Raw genomic sequence first — 18,589 nt, 5'->3', positions numbered from 1 at the left:
TCCTGCTTTTAATTTGTTATTACTATAGCTTCTTCTTGGCATTTTAAGCAAAGCTCTTGGGCCTTGAAGATATGCTCTTGAGTCATGGCATTTTCTGTGCCATTTATACAATCGAGTATCATCTGTCCAAAAAATGGGAAGCCTACTTTGCCATTTACTTCGAAGTGTTCTTCTCCATTTTCATCTACCAAAAATACATGGTCCCCTGTCGCTTCTGTGGCAACATTTGTATATTTTCTGACTTCTATATATCCCTTAGTTCCTGTTATAAAAGTCCTTCCATCTCCCCAACTTGAAAGACCCTTTGGTGAGAACCAATGAACCTTGTAGAAAAATGTCGCTCCATTTTCCCCAAGGATGGTCGCATCACCATAATCTTCTAGTTCTGGAGTGTCAGGATTGTCGTAGTTAGCCACCTTGCTGTGAAGGACTTTGGCATCCTTATTTCCGGTATAATAGAGGAATTGTTCGATTTGATGGCTTCCTATATCCGTAAGGATTCCACCATATTGGTCTTTTTTGAAAAACCAGTCTGGGCGACTTTCCTTATTTAGACTGTGAGGGCCAAAGCCTGTTACTTGGATAACCCTTCCTATTCTTCCTTCTTCTATGAGTTTTCCTGCAAAGATTGCTCCTTCAACATGGACTCTTTCGGAAAAATATACGAAGTACCTTCTGCCAGTTTCTTTTACGACCTTTTTTGTTTCTTCTAATTGGTCGTAAGTGGTAAATCCGGTCTTATCGGTAAAGTAGTCCTTGCCAGCCCTCATGGCCTTATTGCCTAGGGCTGATCTTAGATTTGGAATTGCTGCTGCCGCAAGCATTTTTATCTCAGGATCCTTTAATATCTCATCGACAGATGCTACTTCCTTGGCTTCTGGAAATTTCTCTTGAAATTCTTTTATCTTTTTAGGGTCTTTATCATAGACATAAACAATTTCTGCCCCAGCCTCCTTTAGTCCATTGCACATACCATAGATATGGCCATGATCAAGGGCTCCAACTCCTACTTTAAACTCACCAGGACCTACGACCTTGTTGGCCTTGCCTTGTGGAGCATAGTTCATCCCGTCTTTTTTGTTAATTGTCATTAGAATAAATCTCCATAGCCATTAGCGACTAGCCAATCATAAGAAATTTTAAGTTCATTGAAGGGATCTCTGCCATAAGACATGTCTTGTTCAACTAATAGATACCTACAGCCTGACTTTATAGCTTGGTCTGCACATTCCTTTAGTGGAAGGGAGCCTTGTCCCAATGGTGCAAATCTTGCCCTGTTATCGAAAGCTTGTCTAAAGGCTTTTTGATCAGTTTGCATAAGCTTTAGATCATCCATAGTTAGTGGCAAAACTTCGTAGTCTTTTAGGTGGACTAATTCTACTTTGCCTGCATATTTTTTTAGGATATTTACAGGATTTTCTCCACCCTTTTGTATCCAGTGAACGTCAAGCTCGAAGCCGAGTTCTGGGGCGTTTTCTGCTATTATATCGAGGAGATATTTGCCATCATATTTTACAAATTCTATGTGGTGGTTGTGGTAGTAGAGTTTTATACCATCTTTTCTTAATTTGAGGGCATATTCATTTGCCTTTTTTGCAAATTCTATAGCCTTATCAAGATTTGCCATCTTATCAAATGGAAGTATGCCGATTCTTAAAAGGTCTGTGTCAACTGCCTTACAGTCTCCTACAATCTTATCATAGTCAGTTTCAAGGCTTTCTTGACCAGGAAACATTGGCTCAAGGGCTGCTGACATCGCAGCTACTTCCATATCAAAGTCCTTGCAAGCTTTTATGATTTGGTCTATGTTTTCCTTAGTCGTTTCTACTTGGGATACTTCTACTGACTTGTAACCTATATCTGAAAGTCGTTTGAAGGTTTCATATGGCCCAAGTTCTTTGAAAGAATCCACTACTGTGGAAGCTTGTACTCCTATTTTAGTCATTAATAATCTCCTCTTTTTTGATTTCTATATTTTCCTTAGATGAATTAATTATAGCCTGGATTATTTCCATTGTTTCCATAGCGGAAGCTAAATTGCAATAATCATCTGTGTCATCGATTATAGCTTTATAAAATTTATTGATTAGTTTCTCGTGACCTGCTCCATAATAATCCTTAGTAGCATCGCTCTTATCGTCTTCTGCCAAGCATTCTAGGGCTTTGTTGTAAAGCCTATTGTCTTTTATTGTGTATTTTTCGCTCTTACTTATTACTTGTAATTCTATTGAGTCAGTTATCGAATAAGCATTAGTCGCCATAAAGAATCCATTTACCCCATCTTCATATTCGATGAAGGCGCTTGCTGTATCTTCTACCTCAATTTCCTTATTCATAAGCTTGGTCATAGTTGCTGTAAGGCTTTTCCAGTCTTTTCCTGTAACAAAGCCCATAAGGTCTAGGGTGTGGATGGCTTGGTTGATTATAACTCCAGCTCCCGCTTCTTTTATCTTTCCTCGCCAAGCTGCCTGTTTATAATAATCCATACCCCTGTACCAAGTTACTAAGCCCTTTACTCCAAAGACTTCTTCCTTATTATCTTCCAATAGTTCTTTGAGTTTTTGAACTGTCTTGTTGTATCTATTTTGAAAACAGATACCAAGCTTTTGCCTATCCTTGTAGGTCTGGTAGAAATCATAGAGTTCTTTGGTTTTTTCATAACTTACATCAACTGGCTTTTCGCAAAAAACGTGAAGCCCCTTTGCTAAGGCGTATTTTGACACTTCTGTGTGAAGATGATGAGGCAGGCAGATATGAACAAGATCTAGGTCTTCCTTATCTATCATTTCTTTATAGTTAGTATAATAAGTATTACTTTCACAATGGGTCATCTCACATTTATCTTTAGCCCTATTACTATCTATATCACACACAGCAACTAGGTCTGCGTAAGGCGAATTATTTATGGAAAAGAGGTGGATAGGGGAAACTGTTCCGAGTCCTATAACTCCTACTTTTAACATAAACCCTACTTTCTTTCTTCGAATTTGCCTTCTTCTTTGATTTTTTCATTTAGAAGTTTTAGATAAAGGTCATCGTCAAAGTCTTTTACAGAAACAGGCTTGCCTAACCAGCTTGAAAGGTGAACTGCATTTGCAAGTCTTACTCCATTGATTCCTTCAGCTCCGTCGGCAAGAAGCTCTTCACCATCGAGTATGTGGGCAGCAAAGTTTCTTAAAACTTCACAGTGTTGGCCACCCCAAACAGAGTTTTCTTCAATAACTTCTGTTTCAAAGAGGTCATCAAATTTCATTTGTCCTGCAAAAAGCATCTTTACATCGTCAATCGTCATCCTAGCATTGAGGTCATTTTCTGTTTCTTTAAGTCTATATATTGTTGCCTTCTTAGAATCATCAACTACAATCTTTCCACCATCACATACGATTTCTAGCCTATCAGTTCCGATTATCTCGTTAGTGCCAGTTACAAATACTCCAGTCCTTCCATCATCATATTCCATAAGGAAATGAACTTGATCATCTACAACAATATCTCTTTGGTAACCATATTGTACGCTTGAGTAAACCCTATCTGGAGCACCTGTCATCCATTGGATAAGGTCAAGTTGATGAGGGGCTTGGTTTACTAAAACTCCTCCACCTTCTCCTCCCCAAGTAGCTCTCCAGTCAGATTGTCTGTAATAGGCATCTGGTCTCCACCAGGTTGTGATAATCCAGTTGGTTCTTCTGATTGTGCCAAGCTCGCCTGAGTCTAGGATTTTTTTAAGTTTTCTATATAGGGGATTAGTTCTTTGATTAAAGAATAGGGCATAAGCCTTATCAGATTTTTTAGCAACTTCGTTTAGCTCTTTTACTTGTTTGGTATAAACTCCAGCTGGCTTTTCGTTAAGTACATTTACCCCATGAGTTAGGCCATAGATTGCCATTTCTGGGTGGAGGTAGTGAGGTACGCAGGTTACGATTCCTTCAACTTCTCCGCTATCTACCATTTCTTTGTAAGATTCATAAAGCTTAGCCTTTGGAAAAACTTTTTTTGCTAGGTCTAATTTTTGGGAATCTATGTCGCAAACTGCAGTAACTTCTACATTTTCAACCATCTCTTCAGATATGAATTTTCCATACATGGAGCCTTCTGTTCCATAACCAATAATTCCTAATTTTAATTTTCTATCGCTCACTTTAGCCTCCTAAATTTATTCATCGCTTATCGCTAATCGTTTTCCAATTTGTTAAAAAATAATCTTCAGGAAGGGAGCGAACCCTCCCTAAAGATTTTGCATTTACTATCTTTGAACCCTACCTGAAGCATCTCCTCCAACTAGGTTTTCTACTTCATCTCTTGACATGTGGTTGAAGTCTCCCTTGATTGTATGTTTTAGGGCACTTGCTGCAACACCAAAGTCTAGGGCATCTGCTGGGCTTTTGCCATCAAGTAGACCTGTAATTAGGCCTGCTGCAAAGCTATCTCCTCCACCTACTCTGTCTACGATTCTTAGGTCGTATTTTGGTGCTTTGTGGAAGTCTTTGCCATCATAGATTAGGGCTGACCAACCATTATCAGATGCTGAGTATGATTCTCTTAGGCTTGATGCTATCATATCAAAACCGAATTCTTCCTTCATTTGTTTGAAGATTTCATGGTAGCCTTCTACGTCAAGTTTACCACTTGTTACGTCTAGTCCTTTTGGTGTAAAGCCTAGGCAAAGAGATGCATCTTCTTCGTTTCCTATACATACGTCAACGTATTGCATCAAATCTTTCATTACTGCTTGAGCTTCTTCTGGACTCCAAAGTTTTGCCCTGTAGTTTAGGTCGATTGAGATTTTTGCTCCAGCTTTTTTAGCTGCTTGCATAGCTCTCTTAGTAATTTCTGCTCCAGCTTTTGATATGGCAGGTGTTATTCCTGATGTGTGAAACCACGCTGCGCCCTTGAAGATTTCGTCAAAGTCAAATTCGTCTGCTTTAGCTTCTGCTATGGCGGAGTTACTTCTGTCATAGATTACCTTGGATGGTCTTGCTGATGCTCCTGTTTCTGAGTAATAGATTCCTACTCTTTCCCCTCCACGTACGATGTAGTTTGTGTTTACTCCGTATCTTCTTAGGGCGTTTACTGCTGCTTGGCCTATTTCGTGTTTTGGAAGTTTTGTTACATAGTAGGCATCGAAACCATAGTTTGCAAGAGATACTGCTACATTTGCTTCTCCTCCTCCATAGATTGCATCGAAGCTTTCTGCTTGAACAAATCTTTCATATCCCGGTGTGGATAGTCTTAACATGATTTCGCCTAGGGTTACAACTTTTTTACTCATTATTTTCTTACCTCCGCAATTTTTGCTAAATATTCTTTTGCTTTTTTGGTGATTTCTTCTCTACTTCCTTTTACTAGGTTTGAGCCTGCTCCTACTGCTACTACTCCTGCCTTGAACCATTCTTCAAGGTTATCTAGGCTAACGCCACCTGTTGGCATGATTTGGAAGTGTGGGTATGGTCCATGGATTGCTTTTACATATGATGGGCCTGTTAGAGAACCTGGGAAGAGTTTTATGATGTCTACTCCGTATTTGTAGGCTTCTAGCATTTCTGCTGGTGTTACACAGCCTGGCATATAAGGGATGTTGTAGATGTTACACATTTTTGCTACTTCTTTGTCAAATGATGGGCTTACTACGAATTTAGCTCCATTCATTATTGCAAGTCTTGCTGTTGTTGGGTCTAGAACTGTTCCTGCTCCAAGTAGGGTGTCAGCTGGCAGTTCCTTTTGGATTCTTTGGAATACTTCTATTGCGTTTGGTATGGTGAAGGTTACTTCTAGGGTGTTGATTCCTCCATCAATTAGGCCCTTGCAGAATTCTATTGCTTGGTCTGCTGATTCTGCTCTTACTACTGGTACGATTCCTAGTTCTAATACCTTGCTTATTGTTTTTACTTTGCTCATATTTCCTTCTTTCTTTTTTATAAATCTATCTTAATGTATTTTGTTGCGTTGTTAAAACAAATATCTTCGATTACCTTGCCGAGGAATTTCTCATCAGCTGGGTATTCTCCCTTTTCTACTAAATCTCCTATGAAATTGCAGAGGATTCTTCTGAAATATTCGTGTCTCGGATATGATAGGAAGCTTCTTGAATCTGTAAGCATGCCTATGAACTTTGAAAGAACTCCAACACTTGAGAATACCTTTAATTGCTCAATCATTCCATCCTTGTGATCAAGGTGCCACCAAGCTGTTCCGAGTTGAATATTTTGCATATTATCAGGATTTGCCCTATTGAAGGAGCCGCCTATGGTTGCAATTGGAAAATGGTCTTTTGGATTTAGTGGGAATATTACAGTTCTTGGAAGTCCGTCATTTTCTTCAAAGTCTGAGAGAAGATTTGCAAGATTTTCTGCAAAATTCAAGTCGTTTTGGCTATCTCCTCCAACATCAGCTCCAAGCTTTTCGAATAGGACTTTAGAATTGTTTCTTATAACTCCAACGTGGATTTCCATAGCCCAGTCTAGTTTCTTGTATTGGCTAGCTAAGAAGATTATAAGCTCTGTCTTGTAGGCTTCCTCTTCTTCTAAACTTATAGGATTGCCAGCAAGTTTCTTTTCGACAATTTTATTTAGACTCTCTTCATCCAATCTTCTGTAAGGAATATATTTGAAGGCTTGATCACTTGCCTTTGCACCATGTTTATCGAAGAAATCAATTCTAGCCTTGAGGGCTTTTTTTACATCTTCGAAGTTTTTGATTGAAAGACCACTAGCCTTGGCTAGGGATTCAATGTATGAAGCATAGCTTTCTTTTTCGATATAGAGGGCATTGTCAGGCCTAAAGGCTGGAAGAACTTTTACCTTAAAGTTATCTTTGGCAATAAGCTCATGGTATTTCAAATCATCAATAGGATCATTTGTTGTACACACTGCAGCTACCTTGCTCATTTCTATAAGACCCCTTGGTCTAAATTCATCCTTTGCCAAAATTTCGTTACACTTATCAAAAATTTCTCTAGCATTTTCCTTATTTAGACATTCTTCTATGCCAAAGAAGTTTTTAAGTTCTAGGTGAGTCCAATGATAGATTGGGTTACCGATTAGGTTTGGCATTACTTCTGCGTATTTTTCAAACTTCTCAAAGTCTGTTGCGTCACCCGTAATATATTTCTCATCCACTCCACAAGCTCTCATCATCCTCCACTTGTAATGGTCTCCTCCAAGCCAAGCTTCAGTTATTGATGGGATGTTCTTATTCTCATAGATTTCCTTGGCTTCAAGGTGGCAGTGAAAGTCAAAGATTGGCATTTTTGCTGCATAATTATGGTAGAGTTTCTTGCCAAAATCATTATGAAGCATAAAATCTTCTGTCATGAATTTCATCCTTATTTCTTCCTTTCATTTTTTAAAATTTACTTAATATTTTTATCCAAAGTATCTTCCTTTATTAGGAGAGGGCGATTACTCACCCCCTCCTATCGAGGATATGTTCGTAGTAAACTGTGTACTTTAATTTCTATTTATTAGCCTTGTCGATTGCTTCCCAAAGTCCGTTTAGGTAAGCTACTCCAAGGGCTCTATCGTAAAGACCGTAGCCTGCTCTTCCCTCTTCACCCCAAATCATTCTTCCATGGTCTGGTCTTAGATAACCGTCAAATCCGTTATCATAAAGGGCTTTCATTATAGCATACATATCTAGTGAACCGCATTTTGATAAGTGAGCTGATTCATAGAATTGTTTTTCGCCAGTAAACTTGATATTTCTTGCGTGGATTGCTCCAACCTTGCCTCTTTTTGTAAAGTCAGCAATTATATCTGCTACGTTATTTTCTACTCTTGATCCTAGAGAACCTGTACAAATACATAGGGTATTTGATGGAGAGTCTACTAGATTTACAATTTTTTCTAGGTCTTCTGGGGTTGAAGTTATTCTTGGAATATCAAAGATTGGCCAAGCTGGATCATCTGGGTGAACTGCCATCTTGATTCCTACTTCTTCACATGTTGGAATGATGCCTTCGAGGAAGTATTTGTAGTTTTCTCTAAGCTTATCTTCATCTATATCCTTGTATTTTTCGAGAACTTCTTCTAGTTGAGATAGTCTTTCTGGCTCCCAACCTGGAAGTTCAAAGTTTCCAGCTCCTTCAAGGATTTCATTTACCATATCTCTTGGGCTAAGGCCTTCTACCTTAGCTTGATCAAAGGCAAGGGTATTTGAGCCATCTGGAAGCTGTTTGTATAGGTCTGTCTTAACCCAGTCGAAAACTGGCATGAAGTTATATATTACAGTCTTTACTCCACAAGCTGCGACATTTCTTAGGGATTGTTTGTAATTTTCGATATATTTATCTCTTGTAGGAAGTCCCATCTTTATATCTTCGTGAACATTTATAGATTCAATAATCTCACACTCAAGTCCTACAGCATGGCACTTATCAACATAAGCTTGAAAGACATCCTTCTCCCACACTTCTCCTGCTTCCCACTCATTCATCATAACCATAACTCCTGTAACTCCAGGAATTTGAGCAATATATTCTAGCGATATTGGGTCGTTATTACCATAATGTCTAAAGGTCATTTTCATAAGCTTCTTCTCCTAAATTATCCTAAGTATTTCTTTAGTGTAGCTCTTACACTACCTGGGCCAGCTGACAATTCTTCAAAGTATTTAATAACTAATTCATCAAGTCCTACTTCTTTTAGGTTTACGCCGAAAATCTTTTCATTGGTCAATAATTCTTTTAAGCCATCAGTAACTTTGAACTTGCCAAGTTCAATGTCTTTAAGGCTTTCTTTTAGATAATCCATCATTGGATCATTTGAAAGTTCAAAGGCTTTTCCTTCATCATTAACTCCCAAAAGATATCTAAGCCATCCAGCTAGGGCTAGTGGGATAAATTTCAAATCCTTAACATCAAGACTTTCATCATTAACATAACCTTTTATAGTTTGACCAAATCTTACTGATATTTTTTGTGATGTATCTGTTGCGATTCTTTGTGGGGTATCTGGCATGAATTTATTTGGAAACCTTACATTAATTACTTCATCTATGAAGTCTTTTGGATTGATAATTCCCGGATTTACAACAACCTTTAGTCCCTCATCATAACCGATTTTCTTTATGAGTTTTACAAGCTCAACATCTTCCATCTCTTCTGCAATTGATGTATGGCCTAGAATGCAACCATAAGTTGCAAGAACTGTGTGAAGTGGGTTTAGACAAGTTGTAACCTTCATAGTCTCTACCTTATTTACAGTATCCCTATCTGCCATATATACTCCACCTTCTTCAAAAGCTGGTCTGCCATTTGGGAAAGTGTCTTCAATTACAAGATATTCAGCCTCTTCTGAATTTACAAAACCTGCAACATATGAACCCTTGCTAGTTACTACTGGCTCCATAGCACTAAAGCCAAGTTCTTCAACGTGTTTTTGAACCTCACTTGCAGGCCTTGGTGTAATCTTATCAATCATAGAAAGTGGGAAGGCAACCTTCTCTTCGATATATTTTATGAAAGCTTCATCCACAAAACCATTTTCTAGCCAGGTCTTTGCAATTAGCATAACTGAATTTTTAACAAGATCACCATTATGGCTTGCATTATCCATTGATAAAAGTGTAAGTGGCTTTGCATTTTCCTTAAATCTCAAATTTAGTAAAGCGGTTACAATGCTCATAAGGTGCTTTGCCTTAGCTGGTCCATTTTTAAGATCATCTGCAACAACTCCCATTAGGCTTCCATCTGAAGCATAAAGGTTGTAGCCCTTTTCAGTAATAGTAAAACTCATAAGTTCAAGATTTGGATTAAGGGCAATCTCTTTAATTCTGTCCATATCTTTGAGTGTTAAAGACTCAACCAAGTTAGCAATAAGAGTAGTATCAAAATTTCCGTCCTTATGAAGGGTAACTGATAAAGCTAAGTTGTCATAAGGCTTGTAAATTTTTTCGATAATCTCTTCATCGAATGATTCAACAACAGAAATTCCCCTATCCTCCTTGCCAGCATTAATAGCATCTTGGTTAACTCTTGCTATAAAACCTCTGAAGATATTACCTGAACCAAAGGCAAGCCATTTTGGATCCTTGATTGAATCTTCTCTTAGTTTTTTTACATCATAGTTAGGACCCTTGTCCACTACTTTTAGAATCTGAGCTAAATTTTCTAATTTTAGTTCCATAATATCCTCCATAACTTTTAAATTCATTCCTCTTATACCCTTAATAAAGCAACTTATCTCTATTTTTTTATAGAAAAAATTTGATTTATTTATTGTAAACGGTTACAATTTTATTCAAAAAAAATATTTACTTCGCTTTTATTTTTGTAATCGCTTACATTCTCATCTGATATAAATATAACATTTAAAAATCCTCTTGTCAACCTTTTTTTTAATTTAATTCACCTATTATTTTCAAAAGAAAAAGAAGTAAAAATCAAAGAAAATTTCCTTTGACCCTTACTCCCTATCATCTTCTATTCACAAGCAAGAATTGCGAAAGCATAAGCTTCTAGTTTCAATTTTCCTCCACTAAGTTCCGCCTTCTTATTTGAGAAGATAATTTTTTCATCTTCTACTTGCCAAACTTTTTCTTCCCTAGAGAAATTTGCAATTATCACAAGTTTCTTGTCGGATAGTTTTCTTTGATAGGCAATAATTTCCTCATCCTCACTTTCCACAGCTATAAAATCACCATAGATTAAGATATCAGCATAGGAGGAATTATTTCTTAAATTTATCATATCTTTATAGAAACTAAATACAGAGTCTTCGTCTTCAATTTGGCTTTCAGCATTTATTTTTGGATACTCTCTCGCCATCTTTAACCAAGGCACATTATCTGAAAATCCTCCAAATTTTTCATCAGTCCAAGGGAAAGGAACTCTAGGATTATCCCTGCTTCTTAGGTTGGTAAAGTTTAAAGCTTCTTTTTCGCTAAAGCCTTCTTCCAAACTCCTCTTGTAGGAATCAAGAGATTGGATATCTTGGAAGTCTTTTACATCATCCCTAGTAAAATTTTTCATACCGATTTCTTGCCCCTGGTAGATATAGGCAGTTCCCCTTAAAAAGAAGTAAATGCCCCCTAGCATCTTAATAGCGTCTATATTCTCATCATCTTCTCTTAGAATTTTTGTAGTAGCTCTTGGTTGGTCGTGATTTTCTATGAAATTCGCTGACCAGCCATATGCTTGTATTTTTTCTTGGCTGTTAAAAATAGCCTCCCTAAAATCAGCCACCTTCCATTCGACCCTCTTATACCAAGTTTCTTCTATCAAGTCGAAATTGGCAGGTATAAAATCAAAGACCATAGAAAATAAGCCATCATCACCAATATATTTTTTGTAGCTTTCATAGGAAAGTCCTGCCGTTTCTCCTACTGTCATCGAGTCATTTGGCCTAAAGGTCTTATCTGATAAAATTTTAATCAAATCTTCGACGCCTTCTTGGTTTCTTCCAAACTTAATAACAGAAACCCTTCCATCTGCCCCATCAGCCTTGCCACTTTGGTAGGTCAGATCTTTTTTGATATGATTTATAGCATCCATCCTAAAGGCAGCTATACCCTTATCTATCCAGAAATTAACTATATTTATTATCTCTTCTCTTACTTTAGGATTTTCCCAATTAAGGTCTGGTTGTTCCTTAGCAAAGGAGTGAAAATAATAGGAATCTTCACCATCGACCTTAGTCCAAGTAGAACCCCCAAAAATTGACCTCCAATTGTTTGGCTCAGTTTTTCCTTCTCTAAAAATATAATAATCCCTATAAGGGCTAGCCTTATCAGCTAGGGCCTTCCTAAACCATTCATGCTCATTAGATGTATGATTTAAGACAAGATCCATCATTATCTTGATATCCCTTTTCTTAGCCTCTCTGACAAGCTCATCAAAATCAGCCATAGTCCCAAACTCTTCGTTAATATCAAAATAATCAGAAATATCATAACCATTATCAGCCATAGGGGACTTATAAATTGGGCAAAGCCAGATCATGCTTATTCCCAAAGTCGATAAATAATCGAGCTTTTCAATAATCCCCCTCAAATCACCAATCCCATCAGCATTAGAATCCTTAAAGGACCTAGGATAAATTTGATAAACAACCTCTCTCTGCCACCAATGTTTTCTCATAATAACTCCTTAGTCTTTTCTATTTTCTTCCTTTGCTCCATTATACTATTTTATATCTTATTTAAAGATTAATATTAAAAATCCGAAAGCCTGTTAAGGATTTCGGATTCTTGATAATTATTTAAAATATGCTCATGAAAAAATCACCTAATAAGGAAGATATTAAGAAAGTTCCTATTATTACAAATATAGATACTATAATTCCTCTAGCTCCAACTTTTTTAAAGGCACCCCAGTCCTTACCTATTATAATTCCTGCATAACCTAATATAGGTGTTATTATGGCATTGATACTTAAATGACCTACACTAGATACGATAAATGCAGAAACTGGAGAAATCGGACTTGCTACAAGGATGGATATTATAGATATCCATAGCACAGCTGAAACTTTTTTCAAAGGCACTACATAGGATAAAAAGTAGCCTATTAGGGTTATAAGCGATAGAACTATGATTCCTGAAAGTGAGGCACCAAGACTTTCTTCGCCAATAATGTTACATACAGTACAAGCTATGATTGTAAATAGCAGAGAAAATATTAGGGCCGGTATATCTGTTTTAAATTTTTGCATCTATTTGTCCTTTCTGAAAAAAGTGAGTTTCTTATATAAAAATTCTGTTAGCGGTAAACCTAAAAATATTCCTAAAGGTAGGGCAATCACGCTTGATATTAGATTAGAAAGGCCCGCAAAGGCAGTCATTTGTGCTTCTAAGTCTGGATAATTAGCAATTAAAGCTGATAAACCTGCTGTCATCATAGAGGCTGAACCTGCTCCTGTTCCCATGGCAGCTCCAAGAGGAGATACTATCTTTAAACTAATCGCAACAGATGATACCACGCTTAAAATGATTGGACCTAGAATAGTTCCTATAATATAGACTGCCATAACTCCCCTAAATTCTGGAGATTCAGCTCCATAAGTATCTTGGATAAGCCCAACATTTGTCTCCCTGCTCAAGGCATGACACATACCTACTGACTCCCTTTTTAGCCCAAGTAGGATGGCTACAGGAAGAGCTACAATTATAGTTCCAAGATTACCAAAATTCTGAAGAACTAGAGCAAGTCCTGCTTTTCTAATAGCTTCAATTTGACCACCACTGGTTACTCCTAGTTTTGCAATCAACACTGCAAGCATTATTCCCATCATAGCATTTGCATTAGGAGCATCTTCTTTAGTCAAAATATTAGCTTTTAACATATATATGCCGAAGGATATTAACATTGCCCATATCAGCGGTGAAAATACGATTTTAATACCCTTTAAATCAATAGACTTTGCACCTATTAGTACTGAAACTATTGCAATAGCTAATACAACTAAATGCATTTTTATCTCGTTTTTTCTTCCTATATTATTCATTTATAGCTCCTTTAGAAAATTCAAAGGCTGTTGCTACAAAGATAGCTACTCCCTTATAGAATAAAGATTCATCAAGATCAAACTTGGAATTGTGATTTACATAAACTTCACCGTTAGGATTTTGGGCAAGGTTTGATAGGAATAAGAAAGCTCCTGGCACTTTTTGTAGATAGAAAGCCATATCCTCTGCACCCATAACCGCTTTATCCATTTCATAAATATCATCTCCAAACATTTCGCCTACCAAACCTCTTACAAAGGAATTGAACTTAGGATTGTTATTTAAAACTGGATAAAATCTTTCATAATTTACTTCAGCATTTCCTCCGTAAGTTTTTGCTATTCCAGATGAAATTTCTTCTACTCTTTTTTCTATTGTATCTCTTACATCCTCACTCAAAGCTCTGGCTGTTCCTACCATTTCGACTTGATCAGGGATTATGTTTTGGGTAAAACCGCCATTGATTTTACAAACAGAGACAAGACCACTATCTACTGGATTAATTTCCCTTGATATAATTTTTTGAAGACCTAAAAGAACCTCGGCAGATATAATAATAGGATCTACTGTAGCTTGAGGACTAGCTCCATGGCCTCCATGACCATTAATCTTAATGGTAAACTTATCCATTGAAGCCATCATTTCATTATCTTTAAAGCCAATTTTCCCATGAGGAATATCAGCCAGATGTCCACCATGCATACCAATTATGTAATCAACCTTAGGATTTTCGAGAACTCCTTCTTCTATCATAGGTTTTGCACCTCCAGGAATCTCCTCACCTGGTTGGAAGATAAACTTAACACTACCCATTAGTTTATCCTTATTCTCATTTATAATCTTTGCAGCTGTTAAAGCTACTGCCATATGGCTGTCATGTCCACAAGCGTGCATATGACCCTCAATCTCAGAAGAAAAATCTAAGCCAGTTTCTTCTTTTATTGGTAAAGCATCCATATCAGCCCTTATAGCCAAACACTTGCCTGGCTTAGCTCCTTCAATGAGCGCTGATACTCCATTACCATTTATGTACTCCTTGTAATCGATTCCAAATTCAGTAAGCCTTTCTTTTACATACTTAGATGTTCTTGGAAGGTCAAGTTCCAGTTCTGGAATCCTATGAAGATCTCTTCTAATCTTGATGCACAAGTCTTCCTTGTCTTTTGCTAATCTTTCGTAATCCATAACTTTCCTTTCTTCGTAAATTATAAAATTTACATTAATTTATCTTTTATTTGTCTTTAAAAAGACCTAAAATGATTATATACTAAGAAAACGTATTCGTCAACTAAAAAATACAATATATGTTATAATAGAATATATGAAAATTTTACTAATCGGGACAATTGAGTCCATAAATAAGATAGAATCGATAATTAAGAATGAAAATTTTGACCTAAAAAAAATTGTTATTGATGATACTGACTCAATAACAAATATTTTAGATAGTATTCCAAATGATATAGATGGAATTTTCGCAAGTGGGATAGGAGTATTCAACAAGTTAGTTCACTCTTACGAGATTGATGTTCCTGTAACTTATGCTAAAAGAGGAGTTGTAAGTTTTAGCAAGTGTCTATTAGAAAATTATGATAAGATTAAGACTTATAGGCATCCTTCTTTTGATTGTTTAGATAAAGATACTTTGGATGGGCTAATCTATGACTATAATATAAATATAGATTCCTATGAAATAATTAGTTATGATGCAGATTATGGAGAAAATTCTTACCTTTTAAACCATATTGACCTCTATAAAAAAGGGAAAACTGATTGTGTATTTACAGCTTACGGATATAGCTATAATGTCCTAAAAAGTATTGGGATTCCAGTTTTTAGGTTAGAAGCTTGCAAGATTGATATAGAGGATGACTTTAAAGGTCTTGTTAATAAGATTAACCTTAAAACTAGTAAAGACCAGACCTTCCTAATCCACAACTTTCATATAGATGCTAAAAATTCGCATTTAAGAAAATTAATCAATGACTACGCCTCTATTTTTGAAGGTATAGTTGTAGACCAAGATGGTGAAACTTTGGTTATTTCCAACAGGGGATTTAGTTTAAATGAATTAGAAGATAGCTTAAGAGTTTTTAGGGGCAAAGATACAAACCTTAAAATCTCCCTAGCCAGTGGTAATACTATAAAAGAGGGCATAGATAATTCTATGTATGCTAAAAAATTTATTAGTTCAAGTCAACCTATAGTTCTTTATAACGGAGAAGCCATAAAGTTTATTAAAGATGGACGCAGTGATGATGTAATGAACTTAGATAAGAAGGACTTATACAGAATTTCTGTAAATTCAGGAGTTAGTCTAGAATACATCCAAAAAATATGTCTATACACAAGCAATAAGAAAACTTCTATACTTACAAGTAGCCAAATATCAAATAGTCTACAGGTTACTAGAAGGACTGCAAATAGAATAATGAACAAGCTAGTATCTAGCGAATATGCTAAAGACCTTATGCTAAAGGATGGAAGTAAGGGTAGGCCTTCAAAGGCTATAGAAATATTATTTTAATCGCTATGCTTATTTTAGCGTAATTTAAAAGGGGCTGTTGCTAAAATATGAATAATCATCGTCCCATCATTAGGAGTTTCTTCTAATGATGGGACGATTTATTCATTCTGCAAGAGCCCTTTATCTAACTATTACTGCTATTCCATCAGGGATTACTGTTACTTTGCTGTCTTCGCCCATTAGTTCGTTTGCTTTTTCCATTGCTTCGTCTAGGCTTTTGACTGGGATGAAGTGGAAGTCTTCTAGGACTTTTTTGTCATAGTCTGATACATAGATAACAGCTTTTGCCTTTAGTAGGATTCTACAAAGTATTTGTGATTCCCATTGGTCTGGTATGGTTTCGATTTTTGGTCTGTCTAAGAAGCTCTTGTAAAGTTTTTCTACACTTCTTTCTTCTAGGAAGGCATTGTAGAAGGCATCTCCTCCTGTACCATCACCAGATTCTGAGCAAACTATTATTACTCCTCCATCTTTGATGGTAGCTTCTGCGGCAGTCATTGATTTTACTGTTTGATAGATGTTTTGGTCGAGTGGGTAGCCACCATTTGATGTTATGGCTATGTCTGCTTCTTTTCTTTCCACTCCTGCCTTATCTTTTAACCAGCTTGTTCCTGCTTCGTGGGCCTTTTCGAGATCTCCTGCTACTGCATGGATTACTTTCTTTTCAGAGTTTATTACTACGTTTACTACATAGCAAAGACCGAGGGCTCTTGCTGCTGCAACCATATCCTTGTGGATTGGGTTGTTTTCTAGATTTCCTGTTCTGGAATATTTGCTGTCGATAAATTCTGAGTTGTGATTGTACATTACAGTTTTTCTTGAGCAACATCCAGGGAATACTGATTTTCTACCACCGGAAAAGCCTGCAAAGAAGTGTGGTTCAATGAAGCCTTCTGCTACTAGAAGGTCTGCTTCAGCAGCTATTTTATTTACAACTATATCTCCTCCTGAAGGAAGTTTTTCGTCAAGGGTTACTAGCATAGATTCGTCATCGCAGTCGTGGATGTAGATGTTTTCATTATTTACTATATCTTCGCCTAGTTTGAAAATTAATTCTTCTTTTGTTGTGCCCCTATGGCAACCTGTTGCTACTAGTAAGGTGATATCTGCATTCGGATTTCCTTCTCTAATTTCTTTAAGCATTGGTGGAAGGATGTATCTGCTTGGAACTGGTCTGGTGTGATCGCTTATTAGGATTACAACCTTATTTTTCCCTACTGCTAATTCTTTAAGTTTTTTAGATTCGATAGGATTTTCCATTGCTTTCTTAACAATTGTTAGTTGATCATCTTCAGGATGATATTCTTCTAAGTGAGATGTTAGAACTCCCAAAATTCTTGAGTCATCAATTTCTGTTTCTTGGTAAGCTTTACCATATGGCAATTTAATTTTCATAAAAACTCCTTTTTTATTTGCTCTTCTTCATGAAAAGCTTTTCTTTTATTATATTGAATTACTAGGATAAATGCAAATGTTTTTCCTAATTATTTCTAGCTAGATAGCTAGGATATTTACCAAGAGATAGATAAGACCTGATCCTAGCATGACCTTTATTGGGTCAATATCTTTTTTAAGCATAATGATTAGGGAAAGGAGAAATAAAACTAACATCTTTAAGTCGATTTTTACAATATTAGTGGCTCCTAGACCAAAAAGGGCCGTCCTTAGTATATCAATTCCAGCTATTAGGATCATAGAAATTATGGCAGGTCTTAGAAAATATAGGACATTGGATATGGATGCTAAGTCCTTGTATTTCTTATAAAAATAAGCCAAAATTCCAACTATTATGGCAGAAGGTGTTAGGCAACCAAGGGTTGCTACAAGCCCTCCCATAAGTCCTGCCATCCTAGTTCCTACGAAGGTTGCAGAATTAATAGCTATGGGTCCCGGAGTCATTTGGCTAATGGTTATAAGGTCGTTAAATTCTGAAAGACTTAGCCAAGAGTTAAAAGTTACAACCTCCTGTTGGATAATAGGAAGGGCCGCATAGCCCCCACCAAAGGAGAAGAGTCCGATTTTGAAAAATGTTAGATATAAACTAAGAAGCATCTTTCTCCCCTTTCTTCATAAAAGAATAAATTAGGCCTATTATAATTAAAGTTAAAATTATGTAGACTATATTTACTTCAAAGAAAAATCCAGCTATAAAGCTAAGGATCATTACCAAAATCAAGCTTAGAGATTTAAGTTTTATTAAATCCCTAGTCATATCTATGACAACCTTTAATATTAGTGCAGCAACTCCAGCCTGCATCCCCTTTAGGAAGATTGCTATGTAGGCATTTGCTATAAAGGCCTTATAGAAGATAGAAATAGTAGAAATTATTACAAGAGGCGGAATAATTGTCGCAAAGATTGCTACAAGCATACCTAAAATACCGCATAGCTCGTAGCCTACTACAACCGCCGCATTTACAGCTACTGCTCCTGGAGCTGATTGGGCGATAGCTGTCATATCTAGCATGTCATCTTTTTTAAGCCATCCTAGCTTATCTACGAAAGTGTCTTTCATAAGAGAAATTATCACATAACCCCCACCAAAGGTGAAGGCAGAAAGATACAAGGTAGACAAAAAAAGCTTACCTAACTTCTCACTTCTTCCCATAGGACCTCCTTAAT

At 36.6% G+C, this 18,589-nt stretch carries 17 protein-coding genes; 1 reads left to right on the top strand and 16 read right to left on the bottom strand.

Annotated elements, in window-relative coordinates; all coding sequences use genetic code 11:
• Positions 1 to 8: 8 nt before the first annotated feature.
• From HMPREF0077_RS04070 to HMPREF0077_RS04010, 13 genes are all read right to left on the bottom strand, one after another.
• Positions 9 to 1,091, bottom strand: coding sequence for a Gfo/Idh/MocA family protein (locus tag HMPREF0077_RS04070; RefSeq protein WP_004836696.1), 1,083 nt, complete (start codon positions 1,089 to 1,091; stop codon positions 9 to 11).
• The gene (locus tag HMPREF0077_RS04065; protein WP_004836695.1) at positions 1,091 to 1,945 is read right to left on the bottom strand and encodes a sugar phosphate isomerase/epimerase family protein; all 855 of its coding nucleotides are present in this window, start codon (positions 1,943 to 1,945) and stop codon (positions 1,091 to 1,093) included. Before HMPREF0077_RS04065 ends, HMPREF0077_RS04070 begins: the two co-directional genes overlap by 1 nt.
• Positions 1,938 to 2,963 (bottom strand): Gfo/Idh/MocA family protein, encoded by a 1,026-nt coding sequence (locus HMPREF0077_RS04060; RefSeq protein WP_004836694.1) that lies wholly within the window; start codon positions 2,961 to 2,963, stop codon positions 1,938 to 1,940. Before HMPREF0077_RS04060 ends, HMPREF0077_RS04065 begins: the two co-directional genes overlap by 8 nt.
• A 5-nt stretch (positions 2,964 to 2,968) precedes the next feature.
• The gene (locus HMPREF0077_RS04055) at positions 2,969 to 4,138 is read right to left on the bottom strand and encodes a Gfo/Idh/MocA family protein (protein ID WP_004836693.1); all 1,170 of its coding nucleotides are present in this window, start codon (positions 4,136 to 4,138) and stop codon (positions 2,969 to 2,971) included.
• A gap of 105 nt (positions 4,139 to 4,243) precedes the next feature.
• Entirely contained in the window at positions 4,244 to 5,269 is a 1,026-nt protein-coding gene (locus HMPREF0077_RS04050; RefSeq protein ID WP_004836692.1) for a sugar kinase, read from the bottom strand.
• A complete protein-coding gene (locus HMPREF0077_RS04045; protein WP_004836691.1) occupies positions 5,269 to 5,895 on the bottom strand; it encodes a bifunctional 2-keto-4-hydroxyglutarate aldolase/2-keto-3-deoxy-6-phosphogluconate aldolase in 627 nt (208 codons plus the stop codon). The genes HMPREF0077_RS04050 and HMPREF0077_RS04045 overlap by 1 nt, the downstream gene beginning before the upstream one ends.
• 17 nt (positions 5,896 to 5,912) lie before the next feature.
• Entirely contained in the window at positions 5,913 to 7,310 is a 1,398-nt protein-coding gene (gene uxaC / locus HMPREF0077_RS04040) for a glucuronate isomerase (RefSeq protein ID WP_248596432.1), read from the bottom strand.
• Positions 7,311 to 7,452: 142 nt separating this feature from the next.
• The gene (gene uxuA / locus HMPREF0077_RS04035; RefSeq protein WP_004836689.1) at positions 7,453 to 8,523 is read right to left on the bottom strand and encodes a mannonate dehydratase; all 1,071 of its coding nucleotides are present in this window, start codon (positions 8,521 to 8,523) and stop codon (positions 7,453 to 7,455) included.
• Positions 8,524 to 8,540: 17 nt separating this feature from the next.
• Positions 8,541 to 10,121 carry a mannitol dehydrogenase family protein gene (locus HMPREF0077_RS04030; protein WP_040349397.1) on the bottom strand — a complete coding sequence of 527 codons (1,581 nt, stop codon included), beginning with the start codon at positions 10,119 to 10,121 and terminating at the stop codon, positions 8,541 to 8,543.
• A 296-nt stretch (positions 10,122 to 10,417) separates the two neighbouring features.
• Positions 10,418 to 12,073, bottom strand: a complete 1,656-nt coding sequence (locus HMPREF0077_RS04025; RefSeq protein WP_004836687.1) for a glycoside hydrolase family 13 protein — start codon at positions 12,071 to 12,073, stop codon at positions 10,418 to 10,420.
• A 121-nt stretch (positions 12,074 to 12,194) separates the two neighbouring features.
• Positions 12,195 to 12,647 (bottom strand): hypothetical protein, encoded by a 453-nt coding sequence (locus HMPREF0077_RS04020; RefSeq protein ID WP_004836686.1) that lies wholly within the window; start codon positions 12,645 to 12,647, stop codon positions 12,195 to 12,197.
• On the bottom strand, positions 12,648 to 13,439 hold the full coding sequence (locus HMPREF0077_RS04015) for a DUF3100 domain-containing protein (protein ID WP_004836685.1): 792 nt from the start codon (positions 13,437 to 13,439) through the stop codon (positions 12,648 to 12,650).
• Positions 13,432 to 14,625, bottom strand: coding sequence for a M20 metallopeptidase family protein (locus tag HMPREF0077_RS04010; RefSeq protein WP_004836684.1), 1,194 nt, complete (start codon positions 14,623 to 14,625; stop codon positions 13,432 to 13,434). The genes HMPREF0077_RS04015 and HMPREF0077_RS04010 overlap by 8 nt, the downstream gene beginning before the upstream one ends.
• Before the next feature lie 136 nt (positions 14,626 to 14,761).
• On the opposite strand from HMPREF0077_RS04010, the gene HMPREF0077_RS04005 reads away from it, so the two are divergent.
• Positions 14,762 to 15,967, top strand: coding sequence for a hypothetical protein (locus HMPREF0077_RS04005; RefSeq protein WP_004836683.1), 1,206 nt, complete (start codon positions 14,762 to 14,764; stop codon positions 15,965 to 15,967).
• A gap of 120 nt (positions 15,968 to 16,087) precedes the next feature.
• Here the strand turns inward: HMPREF0077_RS04005 and larA are convergent, their stop codons facing one another.
• From larA to HMPREF0077_RS03990, 3 genes are all read right to left on the bottom strand, one after another.
• On the bottom strand, positions 16,088 to 17,362 hold the full coding sequence (gene larA / locus HMPREF0077_RS04000) for a nickel-dependent lactate racemase (RefSeq protein ID WP_004836682.1): 1,275 nt from the start codon (positions 17,360 to 17,362) through the stop codon (positions 16,088 to 16,090).
• Between the two features lie 99 nt (positions 17,363 to 17,461).
• Positions 17,462 to 18,019, bottom strand: coding sequence for a chromate transporter (locus HMPREF0077_RS03995; RefSeq protein ID WP_004836681.1), 558 nt, complete (start codon positions 18,017 to 18,019; stop codon positions 17,462 to 17,464).
• Positions 18,009 to 18,575, bottom strand: a complete 567-nt coding sequence (locus HMPREF0077_RS03990) for a chromate transporter (protein ID WP_004836680.1) — start codon at positions 18,573 to 18,575, stop codon at positions 18,009 to 18,011. The genes HMPREF0077_RS03995 and HMPREF0077_RS03990 overlap by 11 nt, the downstream gene beginning before the upstream one ends.
• Positions 18,576 to 18,589 lie beyond the last annotated feature (14 nt).

The sequence above is a fragment of the Anaerococcus tetradius ATCC 35098 genome, assembly GCF_000159095.1.
GTDB lineage: Bacteria > Bacillota > Clostridia > Tissierellales > Peptoniphilaceae > Anaerococcus > Anaerococcus tetradius.
Note: the sequence above shows the minus strand (reverse complement) of the source record. Positions and strands in the feature narration are given on the sequence as shown.

What these genes read in the sequence shown, in the direction of transcription:
- HMPREF0077_RS04025 (WP_004836687.1), bottom strand. Translation starts at nt 12,073, where the DNA reads ATGAGAAAACATTGGTGGCAGAGAGAGGTTGTTTATCAAATTTATCCT.
- HMPREF0077_RS04060 (WP_004836694.1), bottom strand. Translation starts at nt 2,963, where the DNA reads ATGTTAAAAGTAGGAGTTATAGGACTCGGAACAGTTTCCCCTATCCAC.
- HMPREF0077_RS04045 (WP_004836691.1), bottom strand. Translation starts at nt 5,895, where the DNA reads ATGAGCAAAGTAAAAACAATAAGCAAGGTATTAGAACTAGGAATCGTA.
- larA (WP_004836682.1), bottom strand. Translation starts at nt 17,362, where the DNA reads ATGAAAATTAAATTGCCATATGGTAAAGCTTACCAAGAAACAGAAATT.
- uxaC (WP_248596432.1), bottom strand. Translation starts at nt 7,310, where the DNA reads ATGACAGAAGATTTTATGCTTCATAATGATTTTGGCAAGAAACTCTAC.
- HMPREF0077_RS04010 (WP_004836684.1), bottom strand. Translation starts at nt 14,625, where the DNA reads ATGGATTACGAAAGATTAGCAAAAGACAAGGAAGACTTGTGCATCAAG.
- HMPREF0077_RS04020 (WP_004836686.1), bottom strand. Translation starts at nt 12,647, where the DNA reads ATGCAAAAATTTAAAACAGATATACCGGCCCTAATATTTTCTCTGCTA.
- HMPREF0077_RS03990 (WP_004836680.1), bottom strand. Translation starts at nt 18,575, where the DNA reads ATGGGAAGAAGTGAGAAGTTAGGTAAGCTTTTTTTGTCTACCTTGTAT.
- HMPREF0077_RS04015 (WP_004836685.1), bottom strand. Translation starts at nt 13,439, where the DNA reads ATGAATAATATAGGAAGAAAAAACGAGATAAAAATGCATTTAGTTGTA.
- HMPREF0077_RS04005 (WP_004836683.1), top strand. Translation starts at nt 14,762, where the DNA reads ATGAAAATTTTACTAATCGGGACAATTGAGTCCATAAATAAGATAGAA.
- HMPREF0077_RS04030 (WP_040349397.1), bottom strand. Translation starts at nt 10,121, where the DNA reads ATGGAACTAAAATTAGAAAATTTAGCTCAGATTCTAAAAGTAGTGGAC.
- HMPREF0077_RS04070 (WP_004836696.1), bottom strand. Translation starts at nt 1,091, where the DNA reads ATGACAATTAACAAAAAAGACGGGATGAACTATGCTCCACAAGGCAAG.
- HMPREF0077_RS04050 (WP_004836692.1), bottom strand. Translation starts at nt 5,269, where the DNA reads ATGAGTAAAAAAGTTGTAACCCTAGGCGAAATCATGTTAAGACTATCC.
- uxuA (WP_004836689.1), bottom strand. Translation starts at nt 8,523, where the DNA reads ATGAAAATGACCTTTAGACATTATGGTAATAACGACCCAATATCGCTA.
- HMPREF0077_RS04065 (WP_004836695.1), bottom strand. Translation starts at nt 1,945, where the DNA reads ATGACTAAAATAGGAGTACAAGCTTCCACAGTAGTGGATTCTTTCAAA.
- HMPREF0077_RS03995 (WP_004836681.1), bottom strand. Translation starts at nt 18,019, where the DNA reads ATGCTTCTTAGTTTATATCTAACATTTTTCAAAATCGGACTCTTCTCC.